This is a genomic window from Neptunomonas antarctica, from assembly GCF_001305295.1.
Classification (GTDB): Bacteria; Pseudomonadota; Gammaproteobacteria; order Pseudomonadales; family Balneatricaceae; genus Neptunomonas; species Neptunomonas antarctica.
On record NZ_LJSI01000035.1, the window covers coordinates 140,088 to 159,063 of the forward strand.

Sequence of the window (18,976 nt, forward strand, 5' to 3'; positions counted from 1 at the left end):
TATTAGATACTTTTCAGGGTGCCTTTAGGCAAAGCAGCTGCAACATGAACTTTCTGGAAAGTCATTTCTGTACCTTCACAGACTTCCAAAACAACATAGCTATCGTTCAGCTTAACGACTTTACCTAAGATACCACCAGCGGTGAGCACTTCATCACCTTTAGACAGATCATTGATCAGTGCTTTATGATCTTTGGCACGCTTAGCTTGTGGACGCCACATGAAAAAATAGAAGATTAAACCAAAGCCCAACAGAAAAATAATGTTGAAAAAACCCGGGTCCATTCCGCCTACAGCATCTGCTGCTTCAGCTGAGGAAATAAAGAAGCTCATTGTTACTCCTAACGTTATGATATTAAAATTAATTTTCGACCAACTATTCGACCAACTATTCGGCCAACTATTCGGCCAACTATTCGGCCAACTGTTCGGCTAACGAAGGTACTTCCATACCCCGGCTGCTGTAAAACTCTGCCACAAAGTCGCTCAATTTACCTTGTTCAATGGCCCCACGCAAACCAGCCATCAATGTCTGATAATAACGCAGATTATGAATGGTATTAAGTTGCGATCCCAGTATTTCCTTACACTTATCTAAATGATGCAGATAAGCGCGGCTGAAATTCTGACAGGTATAACAATCACAAGTTTCATCCAACGGGCGTATATCTGTTTTATTGGAGGCGTTTCTCAGTTTTACAACCCCTGTTGAAACAAACAGATGCGCGTTACGGGCATTGCGCGTAGGCATAACACAGTCGAACATATCGATACCACGACGCACCCCTTCCACCAGGTCTTCGGGTTTACCGACACCCATCAGATAACGCGGCTTATCTTCCGGCATTTTATAGGCCAGATGATCCAGCACCTTAACCATCTCATCTTTAGGCTCGCCCACCGACAAACCGCCAATCGCATAACCATCAAAGTCGATATCCGTCAATCCTGCCAACGACTCATCACGAAGGTTTTCATACATCCCTCCCTGAATAATGCCGAATAGCGCAGACGGGCTATCACCATGCGCATCTTTAGAACGTTTCGCCCAGCGCAGCGACAAACGCATCGACTCTGCCGCTTCCAGCTCAGTTGCCGGATAAGGAGTGCATTCATCAAAAATCATGACGACGTCAGAACCCAATTCACGCTGCACCTGCATCGACCGCTCTGGATCAATAAACACTTTTGAGCCATTAACCGGCGACTGGAACGTCACCCCCAGCTCGGTAATTTTGCGCATCTTGCCTAAACTAAACACCTGAAAACCACCGGAGTCAGTCAAAATAGGACCTTGCCACTGCATAAAGTCATGCAAATCACCGTGCAACTGAATAATTTCAGTGCCGGGACGCAGCATCAGGTGAAAGGTATTACCCAAAATCATGTGGGCACCAATAGCTTCAACATCTCGCGGCAACATCCCTTTCACCGTGCCGTAGGTACCAACCGGCATAAAGGCCGGGGTTTCAACAACACCCCGCGGAAAGGTCAAACGACCACGACGAGCTTTGCCCTCGGTCGCAATCTTTTCGAATTTCATAAAGCAGTTACGGCTCACAAAGCCTCCGTCATGTCTGTTTTACGGCTGATACACATCGCATCACCGTAACTAAAAAATCGATATCTTTCTTTAATCGCTACCTTATAAGCCTTCATCGTATGCGCATAGCCGGCAAAAGCACTCACCAGCATTAACAACGTCGACTCGGATAAATGAAAATTAGTAATCAACACATCGACACTTTTAAATTCATATCCCGGAAAAATAAAGATAGAACTATCACCAAAGAAAGGCTGAATTTCACCGCTTTGGCTGGCACTTTCAAGCGAACGTACACTAGTAGTACCCACCGCCACCACCCGACCGCCTCTGGCACGGGTCGCCTTTACCGCTGCACAGACCGACTCATCAACCTCAATGTACTCGGCATGCATAATATGATCTTCAATACGCTCTACTTTAACCGGCTGAAAAGTACCCGCGCCTACATGTAAGGTCACGAAGGCTTTTTCAATCCCTTTTTCATCCAGCTTAGCCAATAGCGCTTCATCAAAATGCAAACCCGCCGTAGGCGCGGCCACAGCACCGGGCTGGGAGTTATACACCGTCTGGTAGCGCTCGCGATCCTCAAGCTGATCTTCGCGTTTCATATAAGGCGGCAATGGCATATGGCCATGTGTTTCCAGCAGATCCAGCACCGACGTGTCGCCGGCAAACTCCAGCTCAAACAGGTTATCATGCCGGGCAACCATGGTCGCTTCCGTATCGCCTTCCAAAAACAACAGCGCGCCAGGCTTAGGCGAACGGCTGGACCGAACATGCGCCAAGACACGATGCTGATCCAAAATCCGCTCCACCAGCACCTCGATCTTGCCACCTGTGGCTTTTTCACCGAACAAGCGCGCAGGGATTACCCGGGTATTATTAAACACCACTAAATCGCCAGGGTGTAACAGATCCAGCACATCAGAAAAATGGCGATGCGCCAACTCGCCGGAATTACCCTCTAAACAGAGCAAACGGCTGGCCGAACGCTGTTCCAGCGGATAACTGGCAATCAGCTCCTCTGGCAACTCAAAATAAAAATCTTTTACCTGCATATCACTTCAAAAAATACGTTAAAGAGGCGCCGAATTGTACAGTAAAACTATTTTTTTTAGCATCTTTAAAAACATAAGGATTGACGTACAGCGAAAGCGGCATATAATACGCCCAGAATTTACGCTCACTTGGTTAGATTTTTAGATAAATTGAGCAGTAAAGGCGAAAAGCAAGACCAATGCCAGTGTGGTGGAATTGGTAGACACGACGGATTCAAAATCCGTTGCCGCAAGGTGTGCCGGTTCGAGTCCGGCCACTGGTACCATTTGTCTTGTTGATTTATAAGATGTTTTAAGAAATCGAGCCTTTTATTAGCCTCGATTTTTTTGTGTCTGCGATTTACTACTCTGTACCTTCTCGCCGTTACACCCTTCTTTTTTACTACCTTTTATTACTTTCCACCAAGCGCTTATTAGCACCTCCGGTCTATTTCTGGTTTTCTCCATGTGCGGATTATGTGCGCAAGGGAGTCCAACGAAATCCTTCAATATCCCACGTTATCATCCTGCGCCCTTGTTACATGAGCAGCTATGCCAATCACTTAGTTACATTGAGTAGCAGGTTTCTTGACGGTACTCCGGTCTTTTTCCGGTTGTATGAAGGGCGGTTTTCGACCCAGACTGTGCCAAAACTGGTCGTTCGCCGGATATAAAAAATCCCCGCATCAGACGGGGCTTTTGAGTCCATATTGGCTAGTTAAAGCGTCGCTTAAGCGCGCCCTTTGCGAACAAAACCGACTAACCCCAATCCGAAGCCAAACAGCCAAATAGTAGCGGACACAGGCACCGTGGCGCTCACAGTGGCGGCATCGGATGCGGTCAGACTTCGTACCGCTACGAAGTTACCAAATCCGCGTACATCGCCCAAAGAGCTGACACCGTCGGCCCGCATTTTCCAAGTACTATATCCGCGAGTACCGCGCGTCCAGTAATATCCCGCACCCACGTTAGTAAACTCCAAGAGAGGTCCCAGATCGCCATAGGCGCTGGTCAATGCCTCCCATTCGGATTTAGAGCTTAGCTGCCAAGTGCTATTTCCAGCATAGGTCAGGGAGCCAGCCCAATTGCTTGCTGACGTCCAGCTCCCAGCCCTTCCATTCGCTGTTGTGAAGTCCTGCATCCAGATTATATTGGTGTTAGTATCCAGTACTTCATCACCCGCATTCATTAATGTTAGAGACGCGTTTGCCGATGAGAACACTGAACACAGTAATAATATCCCTAATAATTTCGTCATAAATACTTCCTTTAGATCGGATAGGCATCGATGAGTGACCGATTTTTATTCCTGAAATACCTAATGCAAAGTATAAGCCAGATTTATAAAATAAATTAATTTCAAGTACTTAGTTATAATTTTGAATTTTATTTATGTCGTGATGTAAAAAATTCTGACACTAAGCACGTCAAAAAAAGCCCTGCAGGCTAAGCGCCCACTACCAAGACCGGTCAGCGACCGCGATGACGACTGGCGAGATCCGCTACTTCTTAATCTGTTTCCTTTATCTGGCAACCACAAATTATCTAGCGTGGCCTCTAAGAAATATCTACTGAATCAAAAAACAACCATCCTCCTTGGCTAAGGAGCCTGCGATTAAGTTTCTTTAGCTTAGTTACGGGCAGCATAAAGCGGCCATGCACGTCACAATTTTGTGCTTATTAGCATTTCCCTAAGAACACGGGATACCTCCCTTCCATCGGCAAAACCAACTCGACAGGAAAACACAGCGCAGCAAAGGTAAACTCTGCCTGCTTTTTCTTTGAATATCCCGTTACATATTTATAACCAGTAGCAGTCCCTCGTTCAAGGACTAGCTCAACACGTACACCATCAAGAATAGCCTCTACTTCGCTTACGATGTCATCCCCATTGAAGAACCATTCTCGCCTTGCTTCAGATATAATATATCTTTCCAGCTGCTCCTTTGAATCAAAACCCCGAGTAAGGGAGAAAGATCAATCTTTATCATTTTCACTCCCTACTCTCTCATTTTAGCCCGTTTTCTTTCATCAACAGCATAAGTAACCAGGATCTCAATTTCCACGAGCTCTCCTGTTTTCTCAAGCGCGACTGAGAGATCTGATACAAAACAGACCTACCCCCATTCCGATTCAACATATGAAAGCGGAGAAAGCGCACTTTCGCCAGCCAACATTTACCATGTCTTGCGTGCTAAGCTCCCTCAGATTGACGTCATTGCAAAACGTCAACCATCCGCTGAGATGCCAGCGATCGAAACCTATTGAGGATAAACAACATGCAAACAGAACAAGAATTGCGGATTGATCTGGCGGCGGCTTTCCGGCTTATCTATGAAATGGATATGCATGAGTCGGTCGCTAATCACCTCAGTGCGGCGGTGTCCGGGGATGGTAAACAATTCCTTATGAACCGTCGTTGGATGCACTTTGCGAATGTCACTGCCAGTAGCCTGCAGTTGCTTGATAGTGAAGACGCCAGCATTATGCAGACCGACGAAGCCCCTGATGTTTCTGCCTGGAGTATTCATGGCAATGTGCATAAGGCATTGCCAGAAGCCCGCGTTATTCTGCACGTGCATTCTACTTATGCTACCGCGTTGTCAACACTGAAAGATCCACGCATATTGCCGATCGATAACAATACCGCACGCTTCTACGAGCGCATCGCCTATGATACAAACTTCGGCGGCAATGCTATAACTGATGATGAGGGCCGCCGTATCATGAATACCTTTGCCGGTAAAAAAGCATTGATGATGGGCAACCATGGAATCAGCGTTATCGGTGAGACGGTCGCCGAAGCTTTTGAAGAACTGTATTACTTAGAAAAAGCCTGTAAAACGCTGGTGCTGGCTTATTCAACGGGGCAGCCACTCAATGTCCTACCCCATGAATTAGCCCGGGACACGGCAGAAAGTATGGATGAGTTTCGTGGTCAGTCATTCGCGCACTTTGAGCAGTTGAAAGGAATGCTCGATAAAAAGGGCAGCTCGTATCGGGAGTAAATCGAAGAGCGCCAATTGATCTCTGTCCCAATAACGAGTGAGCGTGTGTGATATCGTATGGTCTTCTGAAGAAACGGAGGCACATATGCTGGAACGCCTACAACGCCGATTGGGACTGCAGATTATACCGGGGGTATTTTTCACCTCGGCGGGTATAGCCGCGCTTTTCGTTGCCCTCGCGGTCCCGTTTGACAAAGTCGTTGCCGACAGTTTCGGGCTGCTCACCGGCTGGGTGGCTCATAACCTCGGCTGGTTCTACATTCTCTCTGTTAGCGCCCTATTGTTCTTCCTGATCAGCCTGGCATTCAGCCGCTATGGCAACATCCGCCTGGGAGCTGACGACAGCCGCCCCGATTACTCCAATCTCACCTGGTTCACCATGCTGTTCGCTGCCGGCATCGGCACAATATTGATGTTCTGGGGCGTGGCTGAACCGATTTCCCACTTCGCTAATCCGCCTTTTGATGGTGTGAAGCCGGGGTCGGAACAGGCGGCCAGCGATGCTATGACCATAGCACTTTACCACTTCGGCCTGCACACCTGGACCATCTTTGCCGTACCGGGGTTGGCTATGGCTTACTTTTCCTATCGGCACAACCTGCCCATGCGTATCAGTAGTCTGTTCTATCCAATCCTCGGGGAACGGGCGTTCGGCCCCTGGGGCTGGGCAGTAGATGTGATTGCCGTGCTGGGTACCCTGTTTGGTGTGGCAACTTCGCTGGGCCTCGGGACCCTGCAGCTCAACAGTGGCCTAAACTATCTGTTTGGTGTGCCTTCCACCGGACTGGTTCAGGTCATACTGATTGCAGTCATTACCAGCATCGCAGCCACCTCGGTGGCGCTAGGGCTAGACAAGGGAGTGCGCCGACTGTCCCAGCTCAACATCGTTCTGGCGATGGCATTGCTCGCGTTCGTTCTCACCGTGGGTCCCAGCGTATTCATTGCCGAGGGAACGGTCCAGAGCTTAGGTACTTATCTCAATGCGTTGCCTCGGTTGGCGTTCTGGACCGAAACCTTCAAGGACACCGACTGGCAACGCCAGTGGACACTGTTTTACTGGGCATGGACCATTTCCTGGGCACCCTATGTTGGGATCTTCATTGCCAGGATTTCCCGGGGGCGTACCATTCGCGAGTTCATCGCCGGCGTCCTGCTGGCGCCGACGGCCTTTACCCTGGTGTGGTTCGGAGTCTTTGGATTATCGGCTATTCAGATGGAGATGAGCGGCCAGATAGCACTCGCTGAGCAGGTGCAGCAGGATCCTTCCGTCGCCATTTTTGCATTCCTGGAAGCCCTCCCGCTTTCGGGCCTGTCCTCAGCTCTGAGCGTGATTATCATCGTAATTTTCTTTACTACCTCATCCGATTCCGCCTCATTGGTAATAGATATGATGACCCGGCGGGATGAACAGCCTTCTCTGGTGCGCCAACGCATCTTCTGGGCGGTAGCTCAGGGTGTGATCGCCGCCGCCCTGTTGCTGGCTGGCGGGCTCGACGCCCTGCAAAATGTGATTACCTCCCTTGGCCTGCCCTTCTGCTTTCTTCTGATTTTTATGGCAGTGGCGCTTTTCAGAGCGCTCCGCGCAGATGATAGGGGCTACAGTATGAATGAGCTGGTCCAGGGAAGAGCTTTCCCTGAAGTGGTAGCCCCCTCTGAAACCAAACAGGAGAACGACTATGTATCAGAAACTGCTGATCGCTATTGATCCCGAAGACGACGGTGAGGGCAAGTGTGCTCTGGCGACCGCCATAGGTCTGCTGCCTGAAGACGGTGAACTTCACCTTGCCAGCGTTTACAGTCCGGGCGGTGGCGAGTTTTTCCCGCTCGTTACCGCCGTCGCACCGGAGCAGAAGGAGGCCGAGGTTAGGGAGTCGCTTGATCTGCTTGTGCACAAATATTTACCTTTAAATCATAACGCGAGCCTGCATGTGGTGGCGGGTAGCCCCGGTGAAACACTGGTGGGCTTAGCGGGTCAGCTCTGTGTCGATCTGTTGATCCTGGTATCCCGTGGCAGTAGCGGTCACTGGCCCTTACGCCGGGCGACTGTGGAGTATGTTTCGGTGAATGCCCCCTGTCCCGTACTTGTGTTGCCGTCACTGGAGAAGGCTGGCCCTCAAACGACGGACGAAGAAGGCGACTAACCAGCCGAACAAGGCGATGGAAGTGACGCCATTCGCTAGCGCTCTGTTTTTTCCTGCTTGAGTAGGTTCAGCGAAACCTGACCCAACGGGATCAGTTAGATGAAAGGCAAATCAAGATAATAAGGACTTCAATTATGAAGAAATACGCGTCGATGGTTTTATTTGCATGGGTGATATTTCTGGCAAGTAATATCGGAGCAAAAGAGGTACAACTTGCCCCGGGAGAAACATACCGTCAAGGTGACCTTACCGTCACATGCGGCCAATCGCCAACAGAGACACCCTTGGCCCTCAACGACTGCCAGTATTGGGATGATTTTAATAATAAGTGCCTGTTTAAGAAAACCACTTACATGTATAAAAACCTCGAATGCGTTGAAGAATGCCAGCATTGGGATAAGTTCAACAGCACGTGCTCTTACCCGTCAAAATGCACCTTCTACCCATCCCATAAGACATTTGTGCGAACCACATGCGAAAAGTTTGACGACTTCAACAATACTTGTTTGAAAATGAAGGAGACGAAAATTGGACGGTAAGCGAAAAAGTTTCTGTGTAATGGAGGGGTGTCAAAATACGAAATGAGGTCGGACCCAGCCATATGCTTGTTGCTGTAGACAGCCCAATTCAAAATTACCGGAGCGCAACTCATGGAATCGGACCAAAATAAACTCGGTATCGCGAAATTCGCGGCCTTAAAAATGGTCGAATACAAGCCGCAATTTACAAACCTTTTACCAAAAAATATTACGCTTACGCTGTACCTAAAGGTGAAACTGAATGGCTAAAAGAGATCAATGCGTTTCTTGCCACCATGGAAGCAAACGGTCAACTTAGGATTTGTCTGAAAAATGGCTTATTCAGCGTATTTTCTCTAACCAAACCACAGATTAACCTTGGAAATAACGTCAATATCCACATTGCCGATCAAGCTTTGCAAACGCAAACGCGCCAGTACAAACGCATAGCTAGCCTCTGCCAAATCCCGACGCACGGTGAACATCTGCTGTTGAGCCTGCAATACATCAAGAGTGGTACGTGTACCGGCCTCTACACCCTTTTGTGACGAGACTATCCTGCGAGCCGCCGATTTTTCCGCACGGTCAAGCGCGTATATTTTAGCAATCCCGCTGGTGGCATCGCGATGCGCCCGTCTGATTTGTGTGACAATAGTGCGGCGCGCATCTTCCATTTTTTGCCTTATCTGCTCCCGTCTGGCGCGATTCCTTTCCACATCTGCACTCACGTAACCACCCGAATACAACGGCATGCTCAGCTGCACACCAATGGACTGGGTCCGATACACCGTGCTGCCATTTTGCGTCAGTTGCGACAGGTTATCGTTGCTACTGGTACCGAGTGAAGCCACCAAATCGACGGTTGGCAGATGACCCGCCAAAGATTTTTTCACGTCCTGATCAATCGCACTGACCTGCCAGCGCAATCCGATCAACTCCTGATTATTCTGCTCCCCCAGCGACACCCATCCCTCGACATGATCAGGCGCAGGAACGACCAGATTCATGTGCGCCAAATCGAGCGGCAGCAATTCGCCGACCGTACGCCCGGCCAGCGTTTCGAGTACCAGACGGGTATCCTCGATACGGTCCTTGATTTCCAGTTTTTTGACCTCGGCCATATCGAGTTTTGCCTGCGCATCATCTATATCAGTAAGCGTGCCGGAACCCGCCGTAAGGCCAAGCTTAGCGGCTTTTAGTTGCGCCTGCATTGCGATCAGTTGTGACTGTACAAGGCGCATCTGATCTTCCGAGAACAGTGCATCAAAGTAGGCACTTGCTACCTTGATAGATAATTCCTGAGTCGCACGTCCCACATCCGCTTCGGCTACCGTAACCTGCGCCTGCGCCTGATTCAGTCCGGCCCAGGCATCTGGTCTATAAAGGGGTTGTTTAAGGCTGAGAGTGTAGCTTTGGCTGTCATAAGCAAATTCCTCAACACTAGTTCCGGGCGTAGATCGGTTCGCCTGATTGGTACTCAGCGCACCTGACAGCGACAGGTTGGGCAGCAGATGCGAACGAGCCATCTTCTCTTCCTGCCGCCTAACGTCCGAACCCGCACGGGCCTCCAACAGGTTCGGACTTTGCCGCAGAGTGTCCTGATAGATGCTCAGCAAATCATCAGCGGCAAAGACAGGCAAAGCTAACAGACAAGTGCAACACAACAGCCACCGCATTATTATGTTTCCTTCATCGCAAAGTTCATCCGCTTAAGCAGCGGATCGAGCAGATAACGTAACATCGAACGTTCGCCTGTCTTAATCACGATATCGGCGGGCATACCTGCCTGCATCTGATGTTCGCCAAGCTTTTCCATACCATCGGGGGTCACTTCAAAACGCGCCAGATAATAAGGCTGATTGGTCATAGGGTCGACGATGATGTCGGCAGCTACAGAGCTGACACTACCCTCAATGGTCAGACTGGGAGCATCCATAAAACCCGAAAATCTCACATCAGCCGTTAACCCAAGGCGCACCCGGTCGATCAGATGTGGTGGCAGATGCGCTTCCAGCACCAACAATTCATCTCTGGGCACGATATCCATCAAACGACCGCCAGGAGCAATGACGCCACCCAAGGCCTGGTTGGCAATGCCCACCACAAAACCGGCCACCGGCGAGCGGATTGTTGTACGATCCAGTTCATCGCCGGCGGACTCGAATTGCTTGCCGCCGGCTTCAACTTCTCTTTTTACTTCAGCGAGTTGCGTATCTACCTCTTTGTATTCTTCCTGCTGCCGTTGCTCCTGACGCATATGCAATTCAGCGATCGTGCGTTGCGACGTGGCAATATTCGCACGCAAATCCCCGACGTCATTAGCAAGCTGCAATGTCATACGCTCCAGCTCCCACTGCTTATTTTTGGGTGCATAGCCTGCCGCTACCAAACCCTTGATTCCGGTTAACTCCTGCTCCACAAACGCCAACTGTCTAAGCTTACCTTCTACCGCGCCCTTGGCACCGGCAATACTTGCCTGTTGCCCCTGTATCGACTCCGAAACCGCACCCAACTCGCTCCTTAGCGCACCCAACCGACTGGCCAGCAATTGTGACTGTGTGTCTACATGCTGGCGCACCAGAGGATCGTCGTTATCCGCCAGATCAGCGTGCAACACCATTTCAAATTCTCCTGCCCTCTCAGCCAGCAGCCTGGCTTCCATCGCACGCAACCCAAGATAGCGCTGCCGGGCCATTTCAAACACCGCTCGACTGGCCGCATCGTTTAAGACCATCACCACTTCATCCGCCTTGACGAACTGTCCTTCCTTGACCAGTACCTTGTCGATAATGCCACCTGTCTGATGCTGCAGAGTCTTACGCTGGGTCTCCACGGTGACCATGCCCTGAACTGGCACACCTTCATCAAGGGGCGCTAATGCAGCCCACAACACAAAACCACCTAAACCAATCAATAGCCAGACCATGCCGCGGCGGATCGTCTGATCGACATCGGACGGCGCATCCTCACCCGTACCACCACCCATCAGTCGGATAAATTTTTCTTTCATAGTGAGCATGCCCATTATTCAGGTGCCTTATTTATGATCTGCTTGACGGCGGCCGGTGTCTGAGGTGTTGGCGTTCTCAGAGCTGCCAGCACCTCGGCTTTTGGACCAAACAATTTAACACCCCCCTCCTGCAGCACCAGTATCTTGTCCACCACGCTGACGATATTGGTCCGATGGGTAATGACGACCACCGTACTGCCCGCCGTCTTCATCGCTTTCACTGCGCCAACCAGGGCAACCTCGCCCTGCTCATCAAGATTGGAGTTCGGCTCATCGAGTACAATCAGCACCGGATCGCAATACATAGCGCGGGCCAGACCGATGCGTTGCCGCTGCCCGCCGGAGAGGAAACCGCCCGCTTCACCGATCGGCGTGTCGTACCCCTGAGGAAAATGCAGAATCATGTCATGCACACCTGCCCGCTGTGCCGCGTTGACTACCTGAACCGAGTCAACCTCGCCAAAGCGAGCGATATTCTCTGCGATAGTACCCTCGAACAATTCGATATCCTGCGGCAAATAGCCGATGTATTGACCCAGTTCCAGCTTGTTCCAACTGTATATATCAGCGCCATCGAGGCGAACCTTGCCCATCGCCGCCGGCCATACGCCCACGAGTAATCGGGCGAGGCTGGACTTACCTGAGGCACTGGATCCGATCACCGCTACCACGTCGCCCTGCCCAATCGCCACATTGATGCCCTTGAGCACCACCGCCTGCGTACCGGGCACCAGAGCGGTCACGTTCTCCACCACAATCACGCCCTTAGGCGCAGGCAATACCATAGGATCATCCCTGACAGGGAATTTTTCCAGCAACTGTTCCAGTCGCGCGTAAGCCGAACGGGAAGAGACGAACCCTTTCCAAGAGCCAATCGCCAGTTCCACGGGTGCCAGGGCACGGCCCATCAGAATGGAGGCGGCAATCATAGCTCCGGGCGAAATAATGTCATCGATGGCCAACCACGCGCCCACGCCCAAAATCAGTGACTGCAGCGCAATGCGCACAAATTTAGTCAAGGCGCTGATACGTCCGGCACGATTGCTGGCTAACTGCTGATACTCGATGCTTTCTTTATGTCTGGCATACCAACGCTGCCGCAAACCGGGCAGCATACCCATCGCCTCAATAACTTCGGCATTTTTAAGACTGTTGTTGGCCGAGTTGGCCGCCTGCATGGCAGCCTTATTGGCTTCTTCCAACGGCTTTTGTGTGAGTTTTTCGGTAAGAAAGGTCAAGGAAACCAGTAACAGCGCCCCCACCAGTGCCAGCAACGCCAGTAGCGGATGCAGCAAGGCAATTACCAGTAGAAAAATGGGCGCCCAAGGCGCGTCAAAAAAGGCAAACAGACCGTTGCCGGTCAGAAACTGCCGGACATTGTTCAGATCGTTAAGCGACTGCCCCGGATTACCGCCCGCCTTCTTCAGGATGGATTCAAAACTCGCAACAAACACCCTGTTTTTGAGCGAGTCATCAAGCTGCGAGCTGGCACGCACCAGTAATTCAGAACGTATCCATTCAAGCCCGGCCATCACAATATACAAAAATAACATCAGCAACGTGAGCATCAGCAGCGTTGAAGCATTGCGGCTTGCCAGCACACGGTCGTACACCTGCATCATGTAGAGTGCAGGCACCAGCATCAGCATATTGATGAAAAAACTGAAGACACCGGTAGCAATGAAAATGCGCCGCATTCCCAGCAGCGTATTCTTTAATTCGGAAGTTCCTGAAATTTTACTTTTATTCATTCAGTTCGATCATTAACAATTACTCTACAACAAGATTATACCGGACGGAAAAAAGCAACGAACCTCGAAAGGCCCGCTGCCTGGCTTTAAGTTTTTACAAAAACTAAGCCATAATCAGACTCTGGGTACCAATCAGATCAAGCGACACGCCCTCAAGGGTTGCGACCACTTCAAAGTCATTTCCTAAACCATCAGCGTTAACCGAAACAAACGTATCCGTGCCGTCGCTATCAAATTTAATAAAGTCGTTTTCCTGTCCAGTAGTGAAACCGAGCAACATGGCACTGAAGTCCAGATAATCCTCACCTACAGCAAAATCAGTGATGGCGTTAGTACCTGCATCAGGACCGAATTGGAATGTGTCAGCCCCTAAACCGCCGGTTAACAGGTTGCTCCCTGCACCACCGTCCAACGTGTCATTTCCTGCACCACCGTCCAGTGTGTCGTCACCATCACCGGTAGTGATTATGTCGTGGCCACTGCCCGTAGTGATATCAAATTGTTCGACGCTCGAATAGGTAATGATATTCGCAGAGCCATCACCAAACTTGCCTGCATAGGTTCCGTCGCCCGCCAGCGTGCCGCTGTTCATGCTCGTTGACATCGCGGACAGATCTATAATGAGCTCGTCATATCCGAGACCCGCTGTTACCGTATCTGAACCACCGGAAACCGTGATGACATCGTCGCCCGCACCCGAAGTGATGGTGTCGATACCTGTACCGGTCGTAATGTTGTCCTGGCCACTACCGGTAGTTACTGTATTAGCCCCGTCACCCGCGGAGATGTAGTTGGTGCTTTCACTGCCACTCATTGCGGTTATCGTATCGATACCACTGCCGCTGGTAATCTCGTTGCTACCCGTTCCAGCCGTTATCGTGTTGGCGCCTTCGCCCCCTACGATAGTGTTATCCCCGTTGCCCACGGTGATTGTATCGATGCCGTCGCCAGCAGTAATATCGTTGTTACCACCGCCAGCCGTGATGGTGTTGGCCCCGTCTCCCGCTTCGATAGTGTTAGTACCGTTACCAACGGCGATCGTATCAGCGCCAAGACCAGCCGTGATATTGTTGACGCTCGCCGCCACACCGCCAGCCGTGATAGTGTTGGCCCCGTCTCCCGCCGTAATATTGTTGCTACCATCGCCAACAACGATCGTATCAGCGCCGAGTCCGGCGGAAATGATGTTGTCGCCAGCGCCGGCCGCGATCGTATTAGCCCCTTCTCCCGCAGCAATCGTCCAATTATCTACAGCAACCGCGATCGTATCAGCAGCACCGTCACCGTCTATTGTTAGTCCAACTGTATCTATTACTATAGCCATTTTGATTTCCTTTAGCGGAGACAGCCAGGAGATACACTATCCCCCATGCCGCATGCGCGATTCTTATTACATTATTTACAAAATCCAATTCGCTGAACAATTGAGCTTTCTATGCCGAAAGCTCCTTCGCAACCATTTGAAATCAAGTCTGTAGCTCTAACGCGAATTAAACAGGAACTAAACGCCAACCTGATTAAATCAATTAAAATTTTCTCTAAAATTACTCAAATGTTAATCACCTTTAACTTTTCAGTTCAGCCCCCCTTTTCCTTACAAATCGAAAGGGAACATATAGTTAGGAGGTAATATATCTATATAAGCACAAGTCATGCCAAGATAATAAAATTGAGTCATTTTAATCGAATACCTCCACTCCATGCGTTAGAGCACTTAACAAATGTAAAAAAACCTGACACTTTTAAGCCATTTGGTCGCTATTCCTGGTAATAACGACCAAATAATCTCGATTTATTAAGACTTTTGTGTCTTTAGTGAGTTTTAACTGAGTAAAATGTAAAAAAACCTGACATTATTATGTTTTATCCGGTCACTACGCCTTTTTACAACGACTAAAACCGTCGCTATTAATTAACACTTTCATGCTTTAAGCGATTTTTTTTAAGAAAACTGTAAAATAACCTGACTCTATTCTGGTGTGACTGGCTACTAAACCACGATACTTATCAACGCCATGTAGCTGAAAAATATTTTTGCCAATATTGATGATAAAACTGAAGGCACCGGTAGCCATGAAAATGTGAGAATTCTCAGCAGCATATTCTTTAATTCGGTAGAGTCTGCAGATTTATTATCCCAGACGTAAAAAGGCAACGAGCCCCGAAAGACCCGCTGCCTGGTTTTAACTTTAAGCTTTAAGCAAAAACTAGCCCAGAAACAGACTAGCGCTATCAGTCAGATCAACCGATTGGCCCCCAAGGATTGCCACCTCTTCAAAGTCGTCTCCTTCGCCATCAGCGTTAACCCAAACAACCGTATCTACACCGTCTGTTGTAAATTGAATAAAGTCGCTTTGAACATCACCAGTAGTGAAACCGAGTAACATGGCACTGAAGTCCAGAGAATCTTCACCTACAGCAAAATCAGTGATGGTGTTAGTACCTGCATCAGGACCGAACTGGAATGTGTCAGCTCCCAAACCGCCGGTTAACAGATTACTCCCTGCACCACCGTCCAACGTGTCATTTCCTGCACCTCCATCCAACGTGTCGTCACCATCACCGGTGGTGATTATGTCGTGGCCACTACCCGTAGTGATATCAAATGCTTCGACACTCGAATAGGTAGTGATATTCGCAGAACCATCACCAAACTTACCTTCATAGGTTCCGTCGCCTGCCATCGCGCCGCTGTTCATGTTCGTTGACATCTCGGACAGATCTATGACGAGCGTGTCATTTCCAGAACCTGCTGTCACCGTATCTAAACCACCGGTAACCGTGATCACATCGTCGCCCGCGCCCGCGGTGATGGTGTCATTACCAGAACCTGTAGTGATATTGTCTTGGCCACTACCGGTGATGATCTGGTTGTCCCCGTCACCCGCCTCGATAGTGTTGGTGCTTTCACTGCCACTCATCGCAGTAATCATGTCGATACCACTGCCGCTGGTAATAGTGTTGCTACCCGTTCCAGCCGTGATCGTGTTGGCGCCGTCTCCCGCTTCGATATTGTTGGTACCGTTACCAACGGTGATAGTATCAGCGCCAATTCCGGTCGTGATAGTGTTGAAGCTCGCCGCCACACCACCAGCCGTGATCGTGTTGGCACCGTCTCCCGCTGCGATATTGTTGCTGCCATCACCAACGGTGATAGTGTCAGCGCCAATTTCAGCAGTAATGACATTATCGCCATCACCGGCCGAGATCGTGTTGGCACCGGCTCCCGCATCGATCGCCCAATTATCTGAAGCAACGGTGATCGTATCAGCCGCACCGTCACCGTCTACTGTGAAATTAACTGTATCTACAACTATAGCCATTTTGATTTCCTTTAGCGGAGACAGCCATGAGATATATTAACTCCCATGCCGCATACACTGTTCTTATTACATTATTTACAAAATCCAATTCGCTGAACAAGTGAACCTTCTATGCCAAAAGCTGCTTCGCAACCATTTGAAATCAAGTCTGTAGTCCTAACGCGAATTAAACAGAAACCAAATGCCAACCTGATTAAATCAATTAAAAATTACTCAAATTTTAATCACCTTTTAACTTTTTACTTCAGCCCCCTTTTCCTTATAAATCATAGGGGAATCATATAGTTGACAAGTGATATATCTATAAAAGCATAAGTCATGCCAAGATAATAAAATTGAGTTATTTCAATCGAATGAACCCACCAATGCGTTCGGACACTTGGAAATGTAAAAAAATCTGACACTTATAGCCTGTCTGGACACTATTCCTGGCAATAACGACTAAATAATCTCGATTCATTAAGACTTTTGTGTCTTTAGTGATTTTTAATTAAGTAAAATGTAAAAAAACCTGACATTAGTATGGTTTATTCGCTCACTACGCTTTTTTCACAACGGCTAAAACCGTCGCTACTAATTAACACTTTCATGCTTTAAGCGATTTTTTAAGAAAACGGTAAAATAACCTGACGTTATTCTAGTGCGCCTGGCGACTAAAACTCGTTATAACTACGCCATTGCAGACTCTTTCTGCATCGTATTTTGAATAATCATAGCAGAGCATATATCTATTAATGCCAGGTGTGTCAGCTCTCAGCAGACCTACTACTAAACCAGCTCTTATATTAAAAAAAAGCAGCCTTTGCGGCTGCTTTTATCTTCTTATTCCCTAACATGATATTCAGTCATTTTCCCGACTTCGACAATCGGCTGAGTAGACACTCGATATAATCGTAAGCGCTACCGCCCTTTTCCGGTTGAACTACGGTCTTTTAGCGCTCTCTTTTTCACTGCCTCTTAGTACATTTAATCAAGAAAGTGTGAACCCTTCACTTCGCGCCTGTGTCAATAACAGACGCATGAGCACATAATCTCCATCGTGCTCGAGGTAACCCGCAATAACCGAGAAACAACATAATGAAAATCACACCAGAAGACTATGCTATTTTGGAGAGTGCGATTAAACGCACTATTACCCGCACGGGTCTCAGCTTGGACAATTATACCTCTCTTGGATTAACCGCCAAACGCTACCGATGGGACATGCTGGAACAGTCACAAATAAAGGTAGGAGACGGCATCAACATTGACGGAGATGTGAATATTTATGCTTATGCCAACAATAATCATATTGATACTGCCCTACGCAAAATAACCAAAACGAGGTAATGAGGCACGCACGCCTCGAAATTAATCACGCAAACCCTTTAAAATACTCTCTGCAACATCCACTCTAACTTTGCCAGCAGCAACCAATTCCTTAGCTACTTGACCAACCTCATCCCCTACTGCTCCAGCCATGACAGCGATATTTTTAGCATGTAGTGCCATGTGACCTTTTTGAATACCGGTAGTAGCCAGCGCTTTAAGTGCTGCGAAATTTTGAGCAAGACCAACAGCAGCAATGGTGCGGGCAAGTCGCTCTGCGGTGGTTACACCTAAGATTTTCAAAGCTATTTGAGCGGTAGGATGCGAACGCGTCGCGCCACCTATAAGACCGACAGCTAATGGTAGCTCTATAGTACCGGTCAGGTTACCTTGTCCGTCTACTTCCCACTGAGTAAGGGCACGGTACTGTCCAGAACGAGCGGCATAGGCATGTGCTCCCGCTTCGACGGCACGTGTGTCATTACCCGTAGCAAGTACAACTGAGCTAATACCATTCATCACTCCCTTATTGTGAGTCGCCGCTCGGTAAGGATCAATATCAGCAAAATCATAAGCCGCCAACATACCGTCGCGCACGTCGACACCACCGATTTCTTCTAACGACCAGGTAGCTCTGGCACGCGCTAAACGGTGATCTGCCAAATTAGACAATATCCGCAGGTAAGTCCGCCCTCCCGTCCATTGGGCAATAAAAGGGGCGACCGCTTCTGCCATAGAGTTCACAGCATTCGCCCCCATCGCATCACGCGTATCGACAATAAGGTGTGTAATAACCATAGGGCCTGTTCGACCTTGTAGAATCCGCACCTCAATATCACGATAACCACCACCATGCTTCAGTAGTACTGGATCGGTTTCGTCACACAACGCCTTGATCTTTTCCTTATGTTCTAAAATTTGTAACCTTGCAAATTCCGGATTTGAAACCCCCACCAGCTGGACCTGAGCAATCATCTGCGATCCGGACATCGCCGTAAAAAAACCGCCGGTACTTCTACATTGCTTTGCTGCATTACAAACCGCAGCCACGACGGATGACTCTTCTGTCGCCATAGGCACCAAAACATCTTCTCCGTCCACCAGCATATTCGTTGCCACACCAAGAGGGATATTCATTGTACCTATAACATTTTCAATCATGGAATCAGCGACAGATATATCCAGATTGCCGGTATTACTAAGATGTGAGATCGCACTGGGTTCAAGACCAACGGCTTCCGCAACTTTTGCTAACCGCTGCTCTGGTAGCAGCTTATGGAAACCTGATATACGTGATGTTTTTGTAGTCATTATTTAATCTCCTGAATTAAGAGT

General features: G+C 49.0%; 14 protein-coding genes and 1 tRNA gene. 5 read left to right on the forward strand and 10 right to left on the reverse strand.

Going from position 1 to position 18,976, the window contains the following annotated elements; genetic code table 11:
- Positions 1–2: 2 nt before the first annotated feature.
- From yajC to queA, 3 genes are all read right to left on the reverse strand, one after another.
- Positions 3–332: a preprotein translocase subunit YajC gene (yajC, locus tag Nant_RS08455; RefSeq protein WP_054341200.1), complete on the reverse strand. Its 330-nt coding sequence runs from the start codon at positions 330–332 to the stop codon at positions 3–5.
- 79 nt (positions 333–411) lie between these two features.
- Positions 412–1,542 carry a tRNA guanosine(34) transglycosylase Tgt gene (tgt, locus tag Nant_RS08460; RefSeq protein WP_054341246.1) on the reverse strand — a complete coding sequence of 377 codons (1,131 nt, stop codon included), beginning with the start codon at positions 1,540–1,542 and terminating at the stop codon, positions 412–414.
- A 14-nt stretch (positions 1,543–1,556) separates the two neighbouring features.
- Positions 1,557–2,603, reverse strand: a complete 1,047-nt coding sequence (queA, locus tag Nant_RS08465; protein WP_054341201.1) for a tRNA preQ1(34) S-adenosylmethionine ribosyltransferase-isomerase QueA — start codon at positions 2,601–2,603, stop codon at positions 1,557–1,559.
- Positions 2,604–2,784: 181 nt separating this feature from the next.
- Between queA and Nant_RS08470 the strand changes: the two genes are divergently transcribed.
- Positions 2,785–2,869, forward strand: a tRNA-Leu gene (locus Nant_RS08470).
- A 443-nt stretch (positions 2,870–3,312) separates the two neighbouring features.
- Here the strand turns inward: Nant_RS08470 and Nant_RS08475 are convergent.
- Positions 3,313–3,840, reverse strand: coding sequence for an Lcl C-terminal domain-containing protein (locus Nant_RS08475; protein ID WP_054341202.1), 528 nt, complete (start codon positions 3,838–3,840; stop codon positions 3,313–3,315).
- Positions 3,841–4,861: 1,021 nt separating this feature from the next.
- On the opposite strand from Nant_RS08475, the gene Nant_RS08480 reads away from it, so the two are divergent.
- The 3 genes from Nant_RS08480 to Nant_RS08490 all read left to right on the forward strand — a co-directional run bounded on the left by Nant_RS08480 (position 4,862) and on the right by Nant_RS08490 (position 7,731).
- Complete coding sequence (locus Nant_RS08480) at positions 4,862–5,590, forward strand: class II aldolase/adducin family protein (protein ID WP_054341203.1); 729 nt, start codon at positions 4,862–4,864, stop codon at positions 5,588–5,590.
- A gap of 85 nt (positions 5,591–5,675) precedes the next feature.
- Entirely contained in the window at positions 5,676–7,295 is a 1,620-nt protein-coding gene (locus Nant_RS08485) for a BCCT family transporter (RefSeq protein ID WP_054341204.1), read from the forward strand.
- Complete coding sequence (locus tag Nant_RS08490; RefSeq protein WP_054341205.1) at positions 7,267–7,731, forward strand: universal stress protein; 465 nt, start codon at positions 7,267–7,269, stop codon at positions 7,729–7,731. Before Nant_RS08485 ends, Nant_RS08490 begins: the two co-directional genes overlap by 29 nt.
- 874 nt (positions 7,732–8,605) lie before the next feature.
- Here the strand turns inward: Nant_RS08490 and Nant_RS08500 are convergent.
- The 5 genes from Nant_RS08500 to Nant_RS08525 form a co-directional block, all read right to left on the reverse strand.
- Complete coding sequence (locus Nant_RS08500) at positions 8,606–9,925, reverse strand: TolC family outer membrane protein (RefSeq protein ID WP_054341207.1); 1,320 nt, start codon at positions 9,923–9,925, stop codon at positions 8,606–8,608.
- A gap of 2 nt (positions 9,926–9,927) precedes the next feature.
- Positions 9,928–11,274: an HlyD family type I secretion periplasmic adaptor subunit gene (locus tag Nant_RS08505; protein ID WP_054341208.1), complete on the reverse strand. Its 1,347-nt coding sequence runs from the start codon at positions 11,272–11,274 to the stop codon at positions 9,928–9,930.
- A complete protein-coding gene (locus Nant_RS08510) occupies positions 11,274–13,010 on the reverse strand; it encodes a type I secretion system permease/ATPase (protein WP_179078942.1) in 1,737 nt (578 codons plus the stop codon). Before Nant_RS08510 ends, Nant_RS08505 begins: the two co-directional genes overlap by 1 nt.
- A 103-nt stretch (positions 13,011–13,113) precedes the next feature.
- Complete coding sequence (locus Nant_RS08515) at positions 13,114–14,334, reverse strand: calcium-binding protein (protein ID WP_054341209.1); 1,221 nt, start codon at positions 14,332–14,334, stop codon at positions 13,114–13,116.
- A gap of 883 nt (positions 14,335–15,217) precedes the next feature.
- Positions 15,218–16,333, reverse strand: coding sequence for a calcium-binding protein (locus tag Nant_RS08525; RefSeq protein ID WP_054341211.1), 1,116 nt, complete (start codon positions 16,331–16,333; stop codon positions 15,218–15,220).
- A 1,077-nt stretch (positions 16,334–17,410) separates the two neighbouring features.
- Here Nant_RS08525 and Nant_RS08530 point away from each other — a divergent pair.
- The gene (locus Nant_RS08530) at positions 17,411–17,662 is read left to right on the forward strand and encodes a hypothetical protein (RefSeq protein WP_054341212.1); all 252 of its coding nucleotides are present in this window, start codon (positions 17,411–17,413) and stop codon (positions 17,660–17,662) included.
- Positions 17,663–17,683: 21 nt separating this feature from the next.
- On the opposite strand, the gene Nant_RS08535 is transcribed toward Nant_RS08530, so the two are convergent.
- A complete protein-coding gene (locus tag Nant_RS08535; RefSeq protein WP_054341213.1) occupies positions 17,684–18,952 on the reverse strand; it encodes a hydroxymethylglutaryl-CoA reductase, degradative in 1,269 nt (422 codons plus the stop codon).
- Positions 18,953–18,976: the final 24 nt, after the last annotated feature.